This window comes from Terriglobia bacterium (assembly GCA_020072565.1).
Lineage (GTDB): Bacteria > Acidobacteriota > UBA6911 > UBA6911 > UBA6911 > JAFNAG01.
In genome coordinates this window covers 30811-50576 of record JAIQGI010000032.1, presented here as the reverse complement: position 1 = coordinate 50576, position 19766 = coordinate 30811, and the positions used below count along the sequence as shown (strand labels likewise).

The following is a 19766-nucleotide window of genomic DNA, read 5'->3' as shown; positions in this document are numbered from 1 at the left end:
CGCAGTGGGCGCCGGCTGCCAGACGGCGCCCCGTGATTAAGACACAGCAGGAATAGCTCAGCCAGGAAGAACCCCAACCGCACGAACCGGCTCGCAGGAATTCGATTCGTGCCGTTGGGGTTCTTCGTGGCTAAGCTTTCTATCTATGGTCGGAATAGGAGTGACTGTCCAGCTGGGGGTCGGGTCTGGCAGCCGCGACCCACGAGGAATTTCTATTGGAATTGAACGGACCTACCGTACTCAAATTCGGCGGCACGTCGGTCAAGGACGCGTCGGCGTTTCGGCGCGTGGCTGAAATCGTGGCGGCGCGCCGCGAAGCCATGCCGGTCGTGGTTGTTTCGGCCATGAGCCGGATGACGGATGCGCTGCTGGCGGGCTTCCAGACGGCAGCAGCCGGCGATGCAGCCGGGGCGATGGCTGCGCTCGATGCCCAATTCCAACGGCACGCAGCGGTAAAGGAAGACCTGCTTGGCAAGGAAGCGCCCGCGATGGAGAGATTCCTGACGGAAGCGCGCGACGCGGTCGCGCGGCTGCTCCAGTCCGCCGCGAGCGGCGCCGCGCCTGCGGCGGAGCTTCAGGACAAGGTCGTTTCCTACGGGGAACGGATGTCGTCCTGCCTGCTGGCGGCGGTTCTGCGCGCGCAGGGCCTGGAGGCCGAGCTCGTCGATGCGCGCGCATGCATCGTCACCGACGAGGATTACGGCCGCGCCACGCCCCTCATGGATCAGACCGAGTACAGGACCCGGAGCCGGATTGAACCGCTTCTGGCAGCCGGTCGGATCCCCGTGCTGGGCGGATTCATCGGCGCCACGGAGGCGGGCATGACCACGACCCTGGGGCGCGGCGGCTCGGACTATAGCGCCGCCCTGATCGGCGCGGCACTCGACGCGCGCGAAATCCAGATATGGACGGACGTGAGCGGAGTCCTCACGGCCGATCCGCGGGTGGTGCCGGCCGCCAGGACGATCCCGCGCCTCTCCTATGCGGAGGCCGCGGAGCTGGCATATTTCGGCGCCAAGGTCCTCCACCCAAAGACCATCCATCCAGCCGTGGCAAAGGGTATCCCGTTCCTGATCTGCAACTCCCACGCTCCGCAAGAAGCGGGAACCCTCATCTGCTCGGAAAGCGAGATGTCTCCGGGCGCGGTGAAATCGATCGCCCACAAGACCGGGATTACCACGGTGCTGATCACATCCGGCCGCATGCTCGGCGCTTACGGTTTTCTGCGGGCCCTGTTCGAAGTCTTCGACCGCCACCTCACCGTGATCGACATTGTCACGACCTCGGAGGTGAGCGTCTCGCTCTCGCTGGACGACGACAGCGCCCTCCCGGAAATTCTGCGGGACCTGCAGCCCCTGGGTGCCGTAGAAGTCGAGTGTCATCGCGCCGTGATCTGCATTGTGGGTGAGGGACTGCGGGCAACGCCCGGTGTTGCCGGGCGGCTGTTCAGCACCATCGCGGACGTCAACGTGTCGCTGATCTCGCAGGGAGCGTCGCGCATCAACCTCACCTTCGTAACCGATGAAGCAGTGGTAAACGACGTGGTTTGCCGGCTTCATCAGGCCTTTTTCGAATCAGGTCCGGAGTGATGAGTCATAGGTGATAAATCATAGAGAAGAAGGGATCTGATCCATCGCTCATCACTCATTTCCCTTGGCATTTTGGCTTGCCGGCCTATAAGCTTCCAGCTCGGGAGGTCTGGATGAAGAAGGCATTGATTGTGCACGGCGGCTGTGCCGCGGTCTCTGCAGAAGAAGAATTGGTTCGTGAGGCGGCATGCGAACGCTCGGCTGAAGAGGGGTGGAAGGTGTTGGAGGCGGGCGGAACCGCGGTCGACGCCGTCGACGTTGCCATCCGTCGGCTCGAGGATGAGCCGGTGCTGAATGCCGGCACAGGCAGCTACCTCCAGGCCGACGGCGTGGCCCGGATGGATGCGAGCATCATGGCGAGCGACGGCCGGGCGGGCGCGGTGGCCCAGGTGCCCGGTCTTAAGAATCCAATCCGGCTGGCGCGTTACCTTCTGCAGTGTGATGCCCATGTGATGCTCTGCGGAATCGAAGCCACTCAACTCGGATTGAAGCTCGGCCATGAATCGGGCGTTGTGGCTACACCCCAGAAAATCGCCTACTGGCAGCAGCACATGACCGACGCGTGCCTGCAGCTCGACTATGAGCGGATGGGCAAAGACTGGAAGAACGGTCATCCGCGTCTCGGGACTGTCGGTTGCGTAGCGCTCGATGGGCACGGCGATCTTGCGGCCGGAACCTCTACCGGCGGCACTGGACAGTGTTACCCGGGCCGCGTGGGGGACTCTCCGATCATCGGGGCGGGAACCTATTGCACGACGAAAGCGGCTGTTTCCCTGACGGGCGTCGGCGAGCGCATCATGGTGCTGCTTTCAGCCAAGCGGCTGTGCGACCTGGTCGCCGACGGCAAGTCGCTTGATGCTGCGGGAAGGGCCACAATGGCGGAGATCGAAACGCTGGCCACCGCCTCCGCCGGATTGATTGCTGTCGACGCCGACGGTACCCTGATCACACTATGGGACACCCCTTTCATGGCCACCGCGCGGCGCGGCGGCCGCATGGAATAAAAAGATTTTGGATTGCGGATTTTGGATTTTGGATTGAAATCTCAAATCCAAAATCCAGGGATTAGCCTTCACACCTGCTCAATCACATAATTCACCACCGCGGACAGCTCAGCGTTTACATCCGGCTCAAGGATGTGCCTGTTCCCATGATCTATGGTCCTTCCGCCGACGAACGCGGATTCTGAGCCAGAGAAACTGCCCCCGATAAACCGCGCAACGCACGAATCACGCAGGACCGGTTTCGTACTACTTCCCTGCAGATTCTTGCCATTTAGGCAAGAAAAGCGAAAGATCATCGCAGAGGGCGCAGAGGTCGCGGAGAAAAGTAACAGAGGCGAAAATCCTCTGCGGTCTCTGCGACCTCTGTTGAGGATTTGGGTTGCGGGTATTCCGCGCCGTGTATTTTGTGGTTTCTGTTCTCAGCGTATTTTAAAAGCCGAGGGGCAGAGCTTGTTGATCTTGCATTCGGCGCACTTCGGGCGCCGTGCCGCGCAGATCAGGCGCCCGTGCCAGATGAGCATGTTGCCGAGATCCGTCCAGTTCTTGCGCGGTGCCAATTCCATGAGATCATTTTCGATCCTGTCGCCGGCATTATCCCTGTGCCTGGTCAGCTTGAGCCGCTGGGCGACTCGAGTCACGTGGGTGTCGACGACGATGCCTTCGTTCTTGCCGAAGGCGCCGCTGAGAACCACATTGGCCGTCTTGCGGGCTACGCCCGAAAGCGTGAGCAACTGCTCCATGTTGTCGGGCACCTTGCCCCCAAAGTCTTTGGCGATCCGGGCTGCTGCACCCAGCACCGACTTTGTCTTGTTGCGGTAGAATCCAGTCGACCGAATCTCCTCCTCGAACACCTTCGGATCTGCGGCGGCGTAGTCGGCAGCGGCGCGATATTTCTTGAACAGGTGCCCGGTGACCAGGTTGACACGCTTGTCCGTGCATTGAGCCGACAGGATCGTCGCCACCAGCAGTTCCAGGGGATTGCTGAAGTTCAAGGCGATGCGCGCATCAGGATAAGTCTTTTCGAGGATTGCGATGATTTCAGCGGTTCGCCCCTTGCGTTTGGCCAATGATTCGACCGGCATGATTCCGCCTTTCCATGGGTGGCAGGTGCCGACGGTTACGTTCTCACTTCGATTCTACTACGATACCATGATAGTGAGGAAGCATGCCGGCTGAGGATCAGATTGTCGTTTCTCGTGAGTGGGAGCAGATCACCCGCGCGCCGCTGCGCGGGCTGGTGATGTTTGTGGGCGCTTCCGACACCGGAAAGAGCACCCTCGCGCACTGGCTCTTTGAACAACTGTTGCAGCAGTCTTTCGCTCCGGTCGCATTCCTGGACGGAGATCCGGGGCAGAGTGCTCTGGGACCTCCGTCTACGGTGACACTCACGATAGCGCGGGGGACGACACACTTTCCCGGCCGCGGTCGCCGCTGGCGGCGTTTTGTCGGATCGACCACTCCCCGTCACCACATGCTGCCGCTGCTGACAGGCGTCGCGCGCCTGGTTGAAGTCGCCCGGAGCAGGCGGATCGCGACGATCGTTTATGACACGACGGGCCTGATCGATCCCGGCGTTGGGGCGGTGGAGCTCAAGCTGGCGAAGATCGATCTGCTGCGCCCCGAGACCCTGATCGCGATCCGGTGCACCCAAGAGCTGGAGCCGCTGCTGGCGCCTCTGCGAAAGAGCGCGCGCACGCGCATCGTGGAACTCGATCCCTCGCCGGCGTTGCGCCCCCGCAACATGCTCACACGCAGGCGCTATCGCGTGCGCCGTTTCGCGGAGCACTTCGCCGGGGCGAGTTTGCGGGGGTTCAGCCTGAGAGATTTCGCTGTTTTCCCAGATGCCCCTCCCGGGCCCAATCAACTCCTGGCATTCGAGGACGCAAACGGTTTTACGCTCGCCCTGGGCATCGTCACGAAAACCGACGCGACGGCTGGGACAGCGACAATCTTGACGCCAATCCGTGACCTTTCCGCCGTGGATGCAATTCGTCTAGCCGATCTGACCGTTGACCCGGTCCGGTTTCGCGACCAGCGCCGCTGATTTCGACCATTGAACCTGCAGGAGATCTGCGAGAAGATGTTTCTATTGCGGCGAAGTTCGTTTGACGCGATGACGCGCAGGCAACGGGATCAGTGCGGAATCCTGATAGAAAGGGATGGGAATGCCATGAAACGAACTCTCTTGAGTCTTGCTGTGCTCTTTCTGATTCCTTATTTGATGGACGCTTCTGTCCGCGTGAAACCCGGGCAGGCAACGGGGATTCAGATCGTGGGAGCGAAGCTCGGAAAGGATGTAAAGGACCGCGAGATCACCGACGAAACCACTGAGTTCTCCGTCAACGACAAGGTCTATCTGTGGTTGAAGGTAACAGGCGCTGCGGGCGAGTCCTTGAAGGCCACCTGGAAGAGCGGGGATCACACCTATACCAGTGAATTGGCTATCGGCGGCAGTCCCTGGCGCACGTGGTGGTATATGACCGCGTACCTTGCGGGAGATTGGACCATTACGATTGCGGATTCCAAGGGCAACACCCTGAAAGAAATGAGTTTCAAGGTGAAATAAAAGCGATTCCCCAACGTGTTTGTAAGTGGGGGCTCGAAAAGGCTATATTCCGGGATGGGCTGTGAGGTTTGCCCCGTCAGCCCGCGGCTGGTGGGGACGGCAGGCCTCAGCATTTTTGAAGGAGGAGGATGTCTAACACGCGGAGGGCGCTGAATAGTTATGAGGTGAAGAATCTGCTCTTTTTTATGGTTTTCATCGGAGGGCTGTTAGTCCTGGGTGCGTTTGTTTTAAAGGGATTTAGAGATAAGGACAAGGTGCCTCCCAAGGAAATCGATCCATCCGGTATACTGGATGAAGTAACCTCTTCGACGGCCAACTCCTGCTATTTTTATTTGGGATCCAAACTCTCGGAAACTGCCCATAAATATCACACCCGGCAGGAAATCCCACCGGCGGACGAGCTGGCGAAGAAGTTATTCAATATACCCGGGGTCATTGAAGTGACGATTGATAAAACGATGGTGGTGCTTCAAAAAGCGCCCAAAGCGCATTGGGAGGAAATCAGGCCCGCCGCCAGGGAAATCATTACCGCGCACATCCATCCGAAAAAAATGGGATTCAGGAGTCAGAATCAGTCCTCTCGATATCTGAGCTCTGCTGAAGTAGAACAAGATTGCAGGCCCGAATGGCGCTTAAATGGGGGCGATTGGCATCGTCTTGGGCGTACCAGGAGCAAGGGCTTAAGCCCCGAAAGGGGTGTCCGCAGTCCGCAGCCCGGGGCGTGAGCCCTGGGAATGCGGAGCCGTTAACAAAGAGAGCCCTGTAAGGGCGATGCAAGGTCCTTGTAATCGGGGCATTGCAGGAGTTTCTGCATCGCCCTTACAGGGCTCATCCATCATTTGCGTCCTATCCCAGGGCTCGCGCCCTGGGCTATTCTGGCCGACCCTTTCAGGGTCGCGCTTACAGGGCTTGCTGTGATTTGTTCCTCTGTTCCCAGGGCTCGCGCCCATAAGCGCTAACTTAACCCACTTTCCCGACCTGGACTTGGACGTGGACCTTGACGCTCTGCTGCGCCGCAAGCGATAAGAAGCGACCCGTAGCCTGATAAAGGCTCGGCGTGCAAGAGTTTGTCTCCGCTCAAAGGGTCCACGTCTACGTCCAGGTTTAGGTCCAAGTCCACGTTTATTGGCAAAATCATTCCTATCTTAGCGCTTAAGGGCTCGCGCCCTGGGCTTTTCTGGCCGACCCTTTCAGGGTCGCGCTTTGATTACTTATCTAAGCGCCATTCATGGCAGGACCAATAGAGCTGGTCTACTGATTTCATCCTGACGCCGCTTTCCTGCTATTCGCCGCCGATCTGCATCTCCCGAACACGGAACGTGGGAGCTGTCATACCGCGGTTCAAGTCAAGATCGTCCCCCATCATATCGATGCCGTTCAGCATCTCGTCCGCTCTGCCAGCGATCGTGAGTCCTTTGACAGGGAAGGCAATTTTGCCTCCTTCGATCCAGAAGCCGGAAGCGCCGCCGCTGAAATCTCCGTTCACGGGATTGATCCCATATCCGGTGACCTCGGTCAGCAGCAGTCCCTTCTGGGTCGAGGCGATGATGTCTTTGCGGGAACTGGCCCCGGCTGCGGCGTAAAAATTGTGGGGTCCGATGCCCGGCACGCTGGTAAAGCCTCCTCTGGAGGCGTTGCCGGTGGTCTGCACACCTGCCCTGCGCGCGGTGGTGGTGTTGTACATGAACGCTTTCAACACTCCCAGGTCCACAATGGTGCGCTTCTGCGTGGGGACCCCTTCGCCGTCAAAGGGCCGGCTTGCCAGGCCTCGAGCGCGGGTGCCGTCGTCGATGATGGTCAGAAGCGCTGATGCGATCTTCTGATTCATCCTGGCTCCGAGAAAGCTGGCCCCCTGGAGCACGCGCTCCCCATTCACAGCTGCCAGGATTCCGCCTAGAAGGGCTCCGGCCACATCGGGATCGAAGACCACCGCAGCCCTCTGGGTTTTGACCATGCGGGGATCAAGCAGCTCGTAAGCCTTGCGGGCCGCCTTGGCTGCAATCTCCTCGGGCGTCTTAAGATCGGCGAAGAAGCGCCGGGAGCAGGATTCATCCCCGGACGACTTCTGATCCCCTTTCTCCGCAACCACGGAGACCCCCAAGGAACAACCCGACACCTTGTAGCTCTTCGATAAACCGTTGGAGTTGGCGAGGAAGATTTCCCCTTCCGACTCAGAGTACCCGGATCCCGCGCTCTTGGTGATCCGGCTGTCCTTCATGGCCAGCTTTTCAAGGGTCTTTGCCAGCTCGATCTTCTTTTCTATCGCAATCTGGCTGATCCTGGCATCGTAGAGTCCTTCCACGGCCGTAACCCTCTTGTCATCGGGGAGCACGTTGTTCGGGTCGGCTGTCGTTTGTTGGGCGAAGCGGACGGCGCTTTCAATGGCGCTGGCAGTCGCGGCAGCATCGAAATCGTTGCAGCTGGCGAAGGCCATCTTTCCCTTGGCAAAGATCCTGAAGCCGATCCCCTGAGAGGAGGCTTCCTGCACGGTTTCGATCTCGCCCTTGCGAACCTCGATGCTCAGGCGGCGCCCTGTCTGGACGTACACCTCAGCGCTGTCGGCCCCCTTTTTCAAACAGGTTTGTACCAACTGTTCGGATAATGCCTTGTAATCCATGATGATTTCCTCCTTCTCGATTGCCCGGCAATCATGCCCGGGATCCGCCCACGTTGATGCTGCGAATGCGCACCGTGGGCTGGCCTGCGTTCACTTCGGCATTCTGCCCCTTTCCGCAGATGCCGGGGCCATGATCCAGGTCGTTTCCCACGGCGTCGATGTTCGAGATGATGTCCGTGCAGCTGCCGATCAGGGTCGCTCCCTTGACGGGTCTGGTCTTCTTCCCATTCTCGATCAGATAGGATTCGCGGCAGGTAAAATTGAACATGCCCGTCGTGGGATTGACGCTCCCGCCGCTCAGGCTCTGTACGTAAATGCCCTTGCTGGTCGATGCGAGGATGTCCTCCGGCTTGTCTTTTCCATTATCGATGAAGGTATTGGTCATGCGCGGGATAGGGGGGAAGCGGAAGCTCTCGCGCCGGCCGTTACCTGTACGTTCCATTTTCAGCTGCCTGGCCGAAAGAATGTCCGTCATGAATGACTTGAGCACCCCCTTCTCGATGAGCACGTTGCGCTTCATCGGAGTGCCTTCATCATCAAAATTGGTCGTGCCCCGCGAATTGGCCAGAGAACCATCGTCGACCATCGTAAAGATATCACTGGCCACCTTCTGCCCCATCTTGCCGGTGAAAGTGCCGACCTGCTTCGCGATGTTGTCGGCTTCCAGGGGATGCCCCACCGCTTCGTGCACCAGCACTCCGCCCCATCCGTTCTGCATGACGATGTCCATTTTCCCCGCGGGGCAGTCTTCCGCCGAGAGCATCGCGATCGATTCGCGGGCGCACCTGCGCGCCACCTCCTCTGGAGTGACCTGGTCGAACATCTCGAAGCCGGCGTGCATGCTGAGGCGCTCACGGCCCATGTGTCGGGTGTTGTTGCCCACGCCGAGAGTCTGCACGATGAAAAAGAGCAGAGGCAGTTCGTCGCTGAGCAGCAGACCTTCGCTGTTGGCAATGGTCCGGCCCCGGACTTCGTCGTAATAGGAGATCGATGCCATCTTGATGCGCGGGTCGTAGGAGAGCGCGGCTTGGTCGGCCCGCTTCATGACTTCAATGCGCCTGGCGTCGGCAACGTTTTCGAGAGGGACTTTCACCGTGATAAAGGACGCCCTGCCGGCCCTGCGGACGTTTACAGGGTTGGACGCTTTCGATCCCTGTGCGACATAAGAGGCTACCTCGGCAGCCCTCTTCAGCTTGTCTTCACTGATTTCGTCTGTGTAGGCGTATCCAGTCTTGTCGCCCGAGATGACGCGCACGCCCGCCCCCTGGCTGATGCCGAAGACTGCCTGCTTTACTTTGGACTCTTCCATCAGGATGTCTCTCGAGATCCTGTTCTCTACGTACACTTCCGCAAACTCGCCCCCCTTCTGAAGCGCTGCCTGGATGACGCGGTTCAGCATCTGGGGATCCGGGGCCGGCTTCGCACCGCCGGCCGTGGATTCCATGGCGGACAGCAGATTCGTCATCAGGGTGGGGGTTGCCGCCAGGGCGATGCCTCCCTTGAAGCTGGCCTGGAGGAATTCCCTGCGGGGCATATCTGCAACGAAATATTGCATCGGTCTCATAGCTCCTCCTGCTTTTCAATGACGGCCAGTATAGATCGACTCTTGGCAGACCCGCAATTTCCTTCGGCGCCCCTGTGGGTCGCGGCTGCCAGACGCGACCCGGGATGTCAGCATCGGTCAGACGTTGCCCGGATATTGCCGGCTACTCCAAATTCGCCGCTTTCAGGGCGCCGTCGGGCCCCCGGCGCCCACTTCGTTTCCCCCTGCTGGGGGTTGACAAATTCTATATTTCAATTATATTTGAATTATAGAATAATGGACCGGGTACTGGAGTGATACCGATGGCAAGAGAAGAGTCTGAACTGATCGCGCGCTACGCCGACATGCTCGCCGCCATGGGGACCGAGTCGCGGCTCCGGATCGTGCGGGTGCTGCTGGCGGCGCACCCGGAAGGCATGGTCGTGGGAGAGATTCAGGAGGAGCTGGGGATCGCGCCTTCCAACCTGTCCCACCATCTTGAGAAGCTGAAGAACGAGGACCTGATCGCAGTAAAACGGGAAGGCACGTTTTTGCGTTACACTGCCAACACGGAGACTCTGCAGGAGCTGTTGCGCTTTCTTTATGCCGAATGCTGTACGCGCTCGAAAGCAATCGAGCCCGAAAAAATCATCCATATCAGCAGGTAGGAGGACTCATGAGTACCGAAGACGTCAAAAAAGTGGTGAGAGAAAAATATGGGCAAGCAGCCCTCAAAGTCATCAGCGGCAGCAAGGGTGGGTGTTGCGGAGCGGCTCCGGCGGAACAGCGTTGTGCCGATCCGATCACGAGCAATCTGTATGATCCCAACCAGGTAGAGCACTTGCCGGATACCGCCGTGCTCTCATCCCTTGGTTGCGGCAACCCCACCGCGCTGGCGGAACTGAAACCGGGCGACGTGGTGCTCGACTTGGGATCGGGTGGCGGCATCGACGTTCTGCTGTCCGCGAAACGTGTCGGTCCGGCGGGGAAGGCCTACGGTCTGGACATGACCGACGAAATGCTGGCTCTTGCGGAGGAGAACAAACGCAAAGCCGGAGTGGCCAACGTGGAGTTTCTGAAGGGCGAAATTGAAAACATCCCACTCCCGGATAATTCGGTCGACGTGATCATCTCGAACTGTGTCATCAACCTTTCGGCCAACAAGGACCGGGTTCTGGCGGAGGCGTTTCGGGTATTGAAGCCTGGCGGCCGCTTCGCGGTATCCGACGTGGTCACCAGGGGCGAAATGCTCCCGGCGATACGCAAAAGCGTCCTGTTGTGGGTGGGATGCGTAGCCGGGGCCCTGGAAGAGAACGAGTACCGGACCAAGCTGGCCGCCGCGGGCTTCGAGCAGATCGACATCGTGCCTACCCGCATCTATCGGACCAAGGACGCCCTCTCGTTCCTCCTTGACAAAGGCATCGACGTGGATGCCATCGGGCCGCAGGTAGACGGGAAATTCCTGAGCGCGTTCATCCGCGCCACCAAGCCGGCCACGGGAAGGTGAGGCGGACGGATCCAGAACCAGGAGCATCGGCGTACGACGCGTCCGCGGGCGCAAAGCACGATCGTGCCAGAGCCGTGCTTTCCCTTGAATCCAAGATAATCTGGAGTGGCCATGTTCAGTTCTTGATTTGCCGTACCTTAATGAAAGCCTTAAGCACCTTAGTCCACGCTTCATAAGTGCCCTGGTGCAGATACCGCTCGCTGACTATGCCGATTCCTTTTTAAAACCACACGTCCATCAAGCCCCCGCTGCCGAGGTGGCCAGAACGAATATCAAAGGCATCCGCATACTTTGGCGGCAAAAATAAAACAGTCGGATCACCTCGACGCTCGATCCGCCAAGGGACATCCGCTGTGCCCCATTGCTTCCTGATTTCAAGCGGAAAGCAGAGATCGGGCGACAGAATCCCGTCGGCGAGATCCTGTCTATATGCCGAACTCAATTGGTGCGTTGTCTTAGCAGTGGTATGCTTTCCCCACCGCAGAAAAGCAAGGTAACATCCAACCTCATTTCGGGCGCGAGGAGAGATGAAAACAAAACGAGTCGCATTCTTCCTGCTTGCATCGTTATTGATTGCTTTTGGCGCAACCGCGCAACGGCCGGATGCGGGGACGCAAGTCGTCGAAGGCATTGAAGCGCAGCACCAAGCCTACGCCGATGTCGCGCTTCAAATCTGGAAGTTTGCCGAAACCGGCTACCAGGAAGTGAAGAGCAGCGCGTTGCTCGAAGCCAGGTTGGCGGCGGCTGGATTCTCAGTCCAGAAGGGCGTTGCCGACATTCCAACCGCGTTTGTGGCGAGCTATGGCAGTGGCAGGCCGGTCATCGCATTCGTCGGCGAGTACGACGCTCTGCCGGGACTCTCGCAAGAGGCCGTACCCGAGAAGAAGCCTGTCTTAGCAGGCGCCCCGGGACACGGCTGCGGACATAACCTGCTCGGCACTGCTGCGATGGCTGCAGCCGTCGCGGTGAAGGACTGGCTGGCATCCGTCCATCGCGAGGGTACTGTGCGCTATTATGGAACGCCCGCAGAAGAGGGAGGTGAAGGCAAGGTATACATGGTCCGGGCCGGCCTTTTCCGGGACGTGGACGTAGTGATCTCCTGGCACCCGGGCGACACCAATCAGGCAAGTACAGGGAGCAACCTCGCGAACATCAGCGCCAAATTCAGGTTTCACGGCGTTGCGGCCCATGCCGCGGCCGCACCCGACAAGGGGCGCTCGGCGCTCGATGCCGCAGAGGCCATGGACATGATGATCAATCTGATGCGTGAGCATGTTCCGCAGGAAACGCGCATTCATTACATCATTACCAATGGCGGCGCGGCGCCGAATGTCGTCCCTGACTTTGCCGAGGTCTATTACGTAGCACGGCATCCCGACATGCAGGTGCTCAATGGAATCTGGCAGCGGATTACCGACGCCGCCAAGGGGGCAGCGCTCGGGACCGGCACCACAATGGATCTGGAGATCTTGGGCGGCGACTACAACATCCTGCCGAATGCTTATCTGGCGGGCCTGCAAAATAAAAACCTCCAGCGGCTGGGCGGCATCAAATACACGAACGAGGAGCGGGCGTTCGCGGAGGCGCTGCAGAGGACAATGCTTGGTCCAGTGCTGCCGCTGGGATCGGAGGAAAAGATTCAGCCTCAGAGCACGAACATCACCCCGGCATCTACAGACCTGGGCGACGTGAGTTGGAATGTGCCCACGATCGGACTCACAACGGCGACCTGGGTGCCCGGCACTTCCGCGCACACCTGGCAGGCGACCGCATGTGACGGCATGACGATCGGGATCAACGGAATGATGCTGGCAGCCAAGACGATGGCACTGACTGGCGTCGACCTGTTCAGCGACCCGGCCCACGTTCAGAGAGCGCGCGCTGAATTCGAGCAGCGCAAGGGCAACATTTCTTACAAGCCCGTCATCGGCGATCGCAAGCCGCCGCTCGACTATCGCAAGTAGAGATCACAGGAAAGGAACACGCCGCCGTGAAAGTTATGCGGCTATGGCTCCAGCCTGATAGTCTCTGCCGACGCTCATGACCCGCAGCACTTGCTCACTTCTTCACCGCAAGCCGTCCACCGCATACAGCTCGCTCAGTGTGCGGCTGAAGGCGTATGCATAGTACTTGCCGTCCGCCGTGGGGACCATGCCGCGGACCCCTTCCGGCGAGATAGCGCGCGGGCCGCCGGCACCAATCGCCTGCGTGTAAATGCGCGGCTTGTGACCGGGCTCGATGCCGGTGAACACAACTCCTTTGCCCTCCGGAAGGAAGTGAGCGTCAGCGTGGTCGATCGAATCTTGCGTGATCTGCTGCGGTTCTCCGGGCCCGAAGGCCATCGCAACGATGCGGTCATTCTTGTGGCTCAGCAGTGCGTGTCCATCATTGGCAATATCGTGGATGACGATGCGTCCCGGAACACGCGCCACGACACGTTCGTGGCGCGAAAGGTCCACCGATTTCAGTGGAGCGGCGGCACCGACCTTGGACCCGCTGAACCAGACCTCTTTCCCCGACGGAGCCCAGGCGAGGCCGAGGATTTGCACCTGTGGTGTGGAAAGCGTGCGCTTGCGGCCTGAAGAATCCACGACGGCGATGGTGCCGCCATTGTCACCGAGCGCGGGATGGTCTGCGAAAGCCACCAAGTCTCCCTTGGGGGAGACGCGTACGTCGCTGGCATAGCCGCTGGTCTCATACAGCACGCACCCGAACGAGAAAACGTCGCTGCGATGGTCCGCCGTTTGTCCCCGCATTTGCTCGGGCGACATGTACCCAACGGTACCGAGCACCGTGCCCGCTTGCGTCGCCTCTGTTTCCGTGGTGGCTCTTGAGAGTTCGTCCGTGTTTCTCGGTGCCGCCAGCTTGGCAAGGCCTAAATCCAGGATCTTGACATGACCGTCCTTTGTGAGGAAGACGTTGCCCGGTTTGAGGTCGCGATGGATGATGCCCTTATCGTGTGCCGCCGCCAGGCCCTGGGCGATCTGAACCGCCGTCTCTATGGCCTTGCGGACCGGCAGCGCGCCGCTGCCCAGGCGCTCCCGCAGCGACTCGCCTTCCAGCAATTCGGTGACCATGTAGGGAGCGGCCTCGTGGGTGCCGACGTCGTGGATCGCGAGGATATTAGGGTGGTTGAGAGCCGCCACAGCCCGTGCCTCCTGCTCGCGTGGTAGACGAACGGGAGCAATGGGAACCAAGACGTGCTGGGGGCTGCCAGTACTACGGCCCTTTGATGAAACTGGAAGTGCCGTGGGGCATCCAGTAGAGTTCTGGCGGTGGACGCGCTCACCGCAACTCGACAACTCGCTCAGCAGCGCGCACAAGGGCGTTGTAGGCTGCCACGAACGAGCGCGGTCCCTTGTTGATGGTCTCGATGAGAGCTCTTCGTCCGGCCTTGCCTTCAATGGTCCTCGCCATGTCTGCACCGACAACGTAGTAGACGCGCTGGGTGACACCGATGTCCCAGGAGCGCTTCTGCAGTTCGTCTGGGGAGAGAGAGGCCGCCTGTTGGAACAGCGCATTGAGCTGGCGCCGAAGGTCGGCGACATCCGCCGGGTTCGCCAGCAGCTGGTAGTCTTTCTCACCCGCCGCCGGGTAAATCGCGAGCGCCTTGTAGGACACATATGTGGCTATTCCCTCGTTATGCAGCTGCCTGAGTATCCCGTAGAAGCGATCGTTGGTCTGTTGTGCGAGCGCCAGGGAGGTTGGGTTAAGGCCATAGCCGATGTGGAAGACCTCGTGCGCGATCGCATTCAGAATATGCTGCCGGTCCCCCTGCCAATACGGGTGCATGATGTTGACGACGATGTTGCTTTGGGTCATGAAGGCGCGGGCTCTCGTGTAGGCGGTGAAGTAGACGGTCGTGTCCAGCTTCACGTCGGCGTCTGGCAGGTAGGAGCAGACGTGCGGGATTGCGCGTTTCATGAACTCGGTGTAGCTGTCCGCCAGCGCCTTGGCCAAGGCAAACACAGGGTGAGTGGAGCGCTCTGCAGCGGGCGTGCTGGCGATCCGCTTAAGGTTCTCGCGCCATTCGTCGTAGGGGATCGGGATGTTGTTTCGTTCGTGCCACAGCTTGGCCAGCCTGTAGGCACCGTCCGCCTCCCAGAAGCGTTCATCGTTCGCAAGGACGTCTTCTGGCCGCAGGAAGATGTGCTCGATGGAAGAGATATCGAACACGATGTGGGCGCCGGCGCATTGTGGCGAGTTCGTGCCGGCGGCCCGGGTCGGCCCTTGTGCCGCGAGCGCGGACGAGAAGAGCAGGAGCAAGCAGAAGGGCAGGGCTTGTGAAGGTCTTCCCATGACTGATCTCCGATGTGAACACCAAAGTGCCGCAGGCGGGCCCCGCCCGGGTCGACGAGGTTCCGCACTATTTGACGAAGTTCGTCGACGGATAACAGATAGGTGAGATAACCTGCCGAGTTGGTGGTCTCCTCTCCTGGGCTGCGTCCCTTGCAGCTTCCAATATGGGGCTTTGTGCCAGCTACGAGGCGTGAACGACGCCCGGCGAAGGATTGTCAGCCCTGACGATACCACAGGATACTGATTTTTTGCATACTTCCAGGGCAGGAGATCTGCGTCGTGACCGACACGATGATTGAAGGCCGCATTTATGCCTGCATATCAGGGGACTCCTGATGGTCCTGCTCCGGGCGTTTGGGCGACGCCCCGCCGATAGAGAGGCACAGGTTCAGGACCAGGGCAATGAGGGTTCCAAAAGCGATGCCGGCAATATTCACGCCCGCCACCGTCAGGCCCTTGATCCCCAGGCCGGTGGCGGCCACGAGCGAAGCTCCGGCCACGACGAAATCTTTGTGGTTGGAGAAATCCACCTTGGCGTCGATCCATATGCGGATCCCCATGAGGGTTATCAGCCCGTAGAGGATGACGGTGATGCCGCCCAGGACCGGATTGGGGATGGATTGGATGAGGGCGCCGAACTTGGGGCAGAGCCCGAGCAGGATCGCGATGCAGGCCGCCACGATGAAGTTGCTGGTGCTGTAAACTCGCGTGATGGCCATAACGCCCATGTTCTCGGCGTAGGTCGTCTGCGGCGTTCCGCCGCCGAGAGCGGACAGGAAGGTGGCGAGAGCATCGCCAAGATAAGCTCGCCCCAGGTGCGGATTGAGATCGCGGCCCATGTAGCCGGAAATGGCGGCAATATGTCCCTTGTTCTCAGCAATGAGCACAACGAAAATCGGTGCGATCACCAGGAGCGCGTTCAGGCTGAAAGCCGGCTTCTGAAACGGCGGCAGGCCGATCCATGCGGCACTGCGGATAAGGGCAACGCTCCCAGGATCGAGCATGCCGACAAGCGCAAAAAGCGTGTAACCCACAATTACCCCAATCAGAATCGGTAAGAGCCGTAAAAACCCCTTCAGATGGATGCAGACCACGGCGGCGGTGAGGAAGGTGGCCGTGGCGATGGCCAGCCGTTTGAGGTCCGCGGTGCTGTTTACCGTCAAGTCGGCATTGATGGCGTTGGTCACAGCTGAGGAGGCTAGATTGAGGCCGATGATGGCCACCACCGAACCTGTGACCACGGGCGGCATGAGACGGTCGATCCAATTCGAGCCCCATCGTATCGTGATCAGCGCCGCAACGGCGTAAAGCACGGCGGCAGCGGCAATCCCAGACAAAGCGAAGGGGATTTTTGCCGCATCGCCACCGGTTACCGCAAGCACAGGTCCTATGAAGGCGAAGCTCGAACCAAGGTAGCTCGGGACCTTAGAACCGGTCGTGAGGATGAAGAGGAGTGTTCCAATGCCGGAGAAGAACAAGGCCACCTGCGGATTGAATCCCATCAAGATGGGGGCCAAGACGGTCGCTCCGAACATCGCCACCACGTGTTGCAGGCCCATGGGAATCAGACGGACCAAAGGAATCTTGTCTTCGGGATAGTAGATCCTGCTGCGAGACATTACGGATTTCTCCTTATCGGGAAAATTGGCGGCAAGTACCATTTCACCAGTTTCCGTAAATATCGAGAAAACCGACGGCGGACAGGAAGGCTTGGCTGCGTATCCCACGTCAGGGAACCCGCGCGCCTTCCCCCTTGGAGTCGTCAGGTTCATGCTTGGGGCATCATGTCAACTCCCCGGGCCCCTCCGCTGCCCTCGCCCCGATCAAATCACAGCTCAGGAGTCGCCATGGCAAGATTCTACACCTGGGAGAGGTCTGCACGGGGCAGACAAATTCCCCGTCAGGCCTGAAAGTCATTCTTCTCATCGATATCGGAATCGGGAACGCCATTCCAATCGGCTTTTCCGGTCTGGGAAGACCGATTGCGACTGCGATAGCGATACCGATCCCGATACCGAAGTCTGCCGGTCTTTTTGCCAGTTTCGGAGCACGTGGATGTCCGAACATCGAGGAATTGATCGAAAGAGGCGATAACATCCCAGACCGGTGGCGATCGCGCCGGCTCCTTGCATTCGCCACGCGTCCTGGGATAAGGTCTTTGCCATGGAACTTGTGCCGCTCGATGAAGGGGGAAGGCTCTACCTCTCGCCGGCCATTGACGACTGGGAAACGATCCGCAATAACGGGATCACAGCCGTTATTGATCTCGACGGGGATGTCGATCTCGGCATCCCGACGATTCCCAACCAGATGCTGTACATCTACTTCCCGATCTATGACGACGAACTGCCCGACACTGAGAAGCTGCACGCCGTCGCCAAACTGGCCGCGGGGCTGGTGGAGCGGGGGGAACGAGTCCTCAGCCATTGCGGGCTCGGGCTGAACCGGTCGGCGCTCGTCGCCGGCCTGACCCTGACCTACCTCGGCATGAGCGGCAAGGAGGCGGTCCGGCTCTTGCGCGAGAAGAGGCCGGGCGCCCTCTTCAACGAGAATTTTGCCAACTATCTTCAATCGCTTGAGAGCAACGACACGAAAAGTCAGGGAAGCGGAGAAACGGGTTCCTGAAAGTCGCCGCCGTTAGGATTGGCCGCGGGATGATTCGCGCCGTCGTGGCCGGCCTTGCGGGGCGTCCTTCCGTTCCAGCCGTCTTTCTGCGCCTTGCTTGCGGTCAAGGATTGTCAGCGCTTCCTGGCTTCACCGGAAGCGGGCGGGACCAGCTGTATGCCGCCGCATGACTTGGTCTCGGCAAGCATGCTGCCGAGGGACGTGGTCAGGCCGCCGCCGGAGCCATACCCGAGACCGCCGCCGCGGGATGCGCGGATGAAGGTGCTCTTCTCATCCAGAGGCAGGCTTGCCACGTTGGTGCAAAAGGTGTTCCAGGTGCCGCCGAGATACTGCTCGACGTTGGAAAGATAGAATGCCGTCACCGTGGCGCCGTGCTCCTTGAGGTACTTGCCGACGGCCCGGATGGCCTTTGGCCCGGCAAAATTCCCGACGAGCGGAACGATGAGGTTCTTTTCCTCGAGATCCTTCAAGATTTTGTAGTTTTCCTCGTTGGCGAGATAACCGCGATTGACGCCGTTTCCGTCAGTCTGGGTCATCAAATCGGCATAGGTGGAAGATCTGCCGCCGCGCCCGCCAAAACCCTGGCCCGTCGAGCCGTAGTTGATACCCGGGCCGAAGGCGTAGAAGCTGTGGTAGACGTACTCGATGCCCGCGAGGTCTTCGTCCGAAAGTGGGAACTTGTGCTTCTGAACCAGCAGGTCGTTGATTGCCTTCAGGTTTCCCTTGCAGGCGGTCTCGTCGCCTGCCGAAACAGCGGAAATTGCCCCGAGAAGATCCTGCGCAGTTGCTGAGGCGCCCAGTCCATCCGGACGCTTCCTGGTAAACAGGCGCGAAACGAAATCAGCGCGGTCCGCAGAGAGCTCGAAAAGAGCCTTGTACATCAGCTGAGTGTGCGTGTTTCCACGCCGGATGTCCGTGATGAACGCGATCTTCGGCTTCACGGCGGCGATGTAGGTGAAATTCTGTTCCGGACCTACGCCCAAGTATGCGCCCCCAGGCCGCGTCCGCAGGAGGAGGTCCGGGATGACATACTGCATCGACATCTCGTTGGAGAGGAGATTGTCGGAGCGGAAATAGCCGTCAGGCTCGGAGAACTCCGTGGCTATCCGCCAGAACTCCTGGTCTTCGAGCCGCTCCGGCAGCGTGTCGGCAACGCCCGGAATCTGCGGCGCTCCCGACAGGCCCGCGATGCAGAGCATGAAGACCAGGCCGGCAAACAGGAAGCGACGATTTCCAATCATATTCTTTGGCAAATCCATGATACCACGCGAGGAAGGCATCCCGTAAGACGGGGAAGCCGTGTGCCGCGGCCGCCGGACGCGGCCGAGGCTTGCATAATTCCCAGGCTGGGGCACCGTCTGGCAGCCGGCAGCCACGTTGGGCTGCTTCGTATCGCTCGCGGCCGAGGACCTATTTGCCCCGCACGTAGCGGATTTCCATCATTTTGTACTCCTTGCCGTCGGGCGCCGGCCCGTACATTTCAAAGAGCACGTCGTCATTGTTTACCTTGGTCATCTTCTCCCGGATGGTGATGACCTTGCCAGTGGTGAAATCGTCCATGCTTCCGCTGGTGGTCAAGATTTTTCCCGCAGGATCGAACGAACCGGATGTGTGCAGCATGGAAGTGCCGGACGAGTCCATCCATATCGAGTCATATTTCTTCTTGTAGTTATCGTAGCCGGTGTAGCCCAGACCGGAGAACGGCATAGTCATGAAGGTTCCTTCGAAACGCTGCTCGAGGAACCGGCCGCCCAGGACCCACGTGTTCTTCGACTTTCCCTCGGAAACCGAGGGCGGCTGCCCGGGCTGCATCCACGCGCTGACCTTCGCCGTCCAGGTGCCTGCCAGGAAATCGATTTTCTTATGACCGTCTCCCGGCGTCGCCAACTTCTGCATCATCTCCATGGCGGCCTTTTCATCCATGGGCGGACTGGCCGCCTGCTTCTTGGTCTGTTGCATCGCGAAGGCTAAACCCGCAGCCAGGACAGCCATCAGCGCCAGCGCGGGGACATTCAGGTTCCTCATCTCCCTCCTCCT

The 19766-nt window shown here is 59.7% G+C and carries 18 protein-coding genes; 10 read left to right on the top strand and 8 right to left on the bottom strand.

Annotation, left to right across the window (positions count from 1 at the left end; translation table 11 throughout):
* The first annotated feature begins 215 nt into the window (after nt 1–215).
* From lysC to LAP85_18945, 3 genes are all read left to right on the top strand, one after another.
* Entirely contained in the window at nt 216–1589 is a 1374-nt protein-coding gene (gene lysC, locus LAP85_18955) for a lysine-sensitive aspartokinase 3 (protein ID MBZ5498484.1), read from the top strand.
* 113 nt (nt 1590–1702) lie between these two features.
* Nucleotides 1703–2593: an isoaspartyl peptidase/L-asparaginase gene (locus LAP85_18950; GenBank protein ID MBZ5498483.1), complete on the top strand. Its 891-nt coding sequence runs from the start codon at nt 1703–1705 to the stop codon at nt 2591–2593.
* A 74-nt stretch (nt 2594–2667) separates the two neighbouring features.
* On the top strand, nt 2668–2778 hold the full coding sequence (locus LAP85_18945) for a DinB family protein (protein MBZ5498482.1): 111 nt from the start codon (nt 2668–2670) through the stop codon (nt 2776–2778).
* A gap of 234 nt (nt 2779–3012) precedes the next feature.
* On the opposite strand, the gene nth is transcribed toward LAP85_18945, so the two are convergent.
* On the bottom strand, nt 3013–3675 hold the full coding sequence (gene nth / locus LAP85_18940) for an endonuclease III (protein MBZ5498481.1): 663 nt from the start codon (nt 3673–3675) through the stop codon (nt 3013–3015).
* A gap of 83 nt (nt 3676–3758) precedes the next feature.
* Here nth and LAP85_18935 point away from each other — a divergent pair, with 83 nt between their 5' ends.
* From LAP85_18935 to LAP85_18925, 3 genes are all read left to right on the top strand, one after another.
* Nucleotides 3759–4637: a hypothetical protein gene (locus LAP85_18935; GenBank protein MBZ5498480.1), complete on the top strand. Its 879-nt coding sequence runs from the start codon at nt 3759–3761 to the stop codon at nt 4635–4637.
* Between the two features lie 126 nt (nt 4638–4763).
* The gene (locus tag LAP85_18930; GenBank protein ID MBZ5498479.1) at nt 4764–5159 is read left to right on the top strand and encodes a DUF2914 domain-containing protein; all 396 of its coding nucleotides are present in this window, start codon (nt 4764–4766) and stop codon (nt 5157–5159) included.
* Between the two features lie 164 nt (nt 5160–5323).
* Nucleotides 5324–5884: a NifU N-terminal domain-containing protein gene (locus tag LAP85_18925; protein MBZ5498478.1), complete on the top strand. Its 561-nt coding sequence runs from the start codon at nt 5324–5326 to the stop codon at nt 5882–5884.
* A gap of 557 nt (nt 5885–6441) precedes the next feature.
* On the opposite strand, the gene LAP85_18920 is transcribed toward LAP85_18925, so the two are convergent.
* Both LAP85_18920 and LAP85_18915 read right to left on the bottom strand, forming a co-directional pair.
* Nucleotides 6442–7776, bottom strand: a complete 1335-nt coding sequence (locus LAP85_18920) for a TldD/PmbA family protein (protein ID MBZ5498477.1) — start codon at nt 7774–7776, stop codon at nt 6442–6444.
* A 31-nt stretch (nt 7777–7807) separates the two neighbouring features.
* Nucleotides 7808–9340, bottom strand: coding sequence for a TldD/PmbA family protein (locus LAP85_18915; protein ID MBZ5498476.1), 1533 nt, complete (start codon nt 9338–9340; stop codon nt 7808–7810).
* Between the two features lie 281 nt (nt 9341–9621).
* On the opposite strand from LAP85_18915, the gene LAP85_18910 reads away from it, so the two are divergent.
* The 3 genes from LAP85_18910 to LAP85_18900 all read left to right on the top strand — a co-directional run bounded on the left by LAP85_18910 (nt 9622) and on the right by LAP85_18900 (nt 12769).
* On the top strand, nt 9622–9966 hold the full coding sequence (locus tag LAP85_18910; protein ID MBZ5498475.1) for a metalloregulator ArsR/SmtB family transcription factor: 345 nt from the start codon (nt 9622–9624) through the stop codon (nt 9964–9966).
* Nucleotides 9967–9974: 8 nt separating this feature from the next.
* Complete coding sequence (locus tag LAP85_18905; GenBank protein ID MBZ5498474.1) at nt 9975–10805, top strand: arsenite methyltransferase; 831 nt, start codon at nt 9975–9977, stop codon at nt 10803–10805.
* A 527-nt stretch (nt 10806–11332) separates the two neighbouring features.
* On the top strand, nt 11333–12769 hold the full coding sequence (locus LAP85_18900) for an amidohydrolase (GenBank protein ID MBZ5498473.1): 1437 nt from the start codon (nt 11333–11335) through the stop codon (nt 12767–12769).
* Between the two features lie 102 nt (nt 12770–12871).
* On the opposite strand, the gene LAP85_18895 is transcribed toward LAP85_18900, so the two are convergent.
* The 3 genes from LAP85_18895 to LAP85_18885 form a co-directional block, all read right to left on the bottom strand.
* Nucleotides 12872–13951 carry a protein kinase gene (locus LAP85_18895; protein ID MBZ5498472.1) on the bottom strand — a complete coding sequence of 360 codons (1080 nt, stop codon included), beginning with the start codon at nt 13949–13951 and terminating at the stop codon, nt 12872–12874.
* Between the two features lie 139 nt (nt 13952–14090).
* Nucleotides 14091–15104, bottom strand: a complete 1014-nt coding sequence (locus LAP85_18890) for a hypothetical protein (GenBank protein ID MBZ5498471.1) — start codon at nt 15102–15104, stop codon at nt 14091–14093.
* A gap of 308 nt (nt 15105–15412) precedes the next feature.
* Entirely contained in the window at nt 15413–16723 is a 1311-nt protein-coding gene (locus LAP85_18885; GenBank protein ID MBZ5498470.1) for an NCS2 family nucleobase:cation symporter, read from the bottom strand.
* 544 nt (nt 16724–17267) lie between these two features.
* Here LAP85_18885 and LAP85_18880 point away from each other — a divergent pair.
* The gene (locus LAP85_18880; protein ID MBZ5498469.1) at nt 17268–17729 is read left to right on the top strand and encodes a dual specificity protein phosphatase family protein; all 462 of its coding nucleotides are present in this window, start codon (nt 17268–17270) and stop codon (nt 17727–17729) included.
* Between the two features lie 113 nt (nt 17730–17842).
* Here LAP85_18880 and LAP85_18875 read toward each other — a convergent pair whose 3' ends face one another.
* Both LAP85_18875 and LAP85_18870 read right to left on the bottom strand, forming a co-directional pair.
* Nucleotides 17843–18970 (bottom strand): hypothetical protein, encoded by a 1128-nt coding sequence (locus tag LAP85_18875; GenBank protein MBZ5498468.1) that lies wholly within the window; start codon nt 18968–18970, stop codon nt 17843–17845.
* A 169-nt stretch (nt 18971–19139) separates the two neighbouring features.
* A complete protein-coding gene (locus LAP85_18870) occupies nt 19140–19754 on the bottom strand; it encodes a DUF1579 domain-containing protein (protein ID MBZ5498467.1) in 615 nt (204 codons plus the stop codon).
* Between the last annotated feature and the right edge of the window lie 12 nt (nt 19755–19766).